The organism is Thermosynechococcus sp., assembly GCF_046299655.1.
Taxonomy (GTDB): Bacteria; Cyanobacteriota; Cyanobacteriia; order Thermosynechococcales; family Thermosynechococcaceae; genus Thermosynechococcus.
The window spans coordinates 1-750 of sequence record NZ_JBKBHZ010000036.1 but is presented as its reverse complement, the minus strand read 5'-3'; the positions used below and the strand labels follow the sequence as shown (position 1 = coordinate 750).

The 750-nt window shown below is 60.9% G+C and carries 1 protein-coding gene; it reads right to left on the bottom strand.

Features of this window, described 5'->3' with window-relative positions; all coding sequences use genetic code 11:
• Positions 1-15: 15 nt before the first annotated feature.
• The coding region (locus ACK4HN_RS11910) for an RNA-guided endonuclease TnpB family protein (RefSeq protein WP_409877768.1) at positions 16-750 on the bottom strand (735 nt) is incomplete at its 5' end.

The window sequence follows — 750 nt, the reverse complement described above, 5'->3', positions numbered from 1 at the left end:
GGATTCCCCTTCTTGCTACGCCACCGCTTGCGCGGTGGTTTCGCGTACAGGGTTCAGGGCTGGTTCATGCAGCCCGCCCACTGGAACCTCAAGCTCCAGCGGGCAGCACAACCCATGCCAGTCCCGGATATTCATCGCGGCATTGGCATCGGCGTGCGCCTGGTGTCCACATCGTGTGCAGACATAGGCATGTTTTTTCCGCTCATTGAGCGCGCCGCAGACGTGGCAGGTCTTGGAGGTATAGTGCGGTCGCACGGCCTCTACCTTCACGCCCGCTTCCATCGCCTTGTAGCGGATAAAGATCTCAAGCTGGTAGAAGGGCCAGTAGTCGCGGTTTTGTCCGGCATCCGATTTGGCATCCTTGCGTTGCCGCGAAGACTGGCGAATGCCGGACAGATCCTCAAGGATCAGTCCCGCGCCCTGGCGCTTGGCCATCGCCACCAGTTCCTTGCTGATGCAGTGGTTGATGTGCGTGACGATGCGCCGCTCTTTCGACTCCAGCTTTCTGACCGCCCGATGCTTGCCCAACTTCTGGAGCTTGCGGCGGCGCTCGGCATACATGCGTCGCACATGCTGGATACGCGCCGCCTTCCAGAAGACGATGGGGCCGTCGGGGGTGGCGGCCACGACAGGGATGTTCTGCCCCCGGTCGATCCCGATCCAGCGACCCGTGTTCTTGGCGTCGGGAACCTCCATCGACACCGAGAGACAGGCATACCAGATGCCTTTTTTGGATCGAACGAGTTTCAG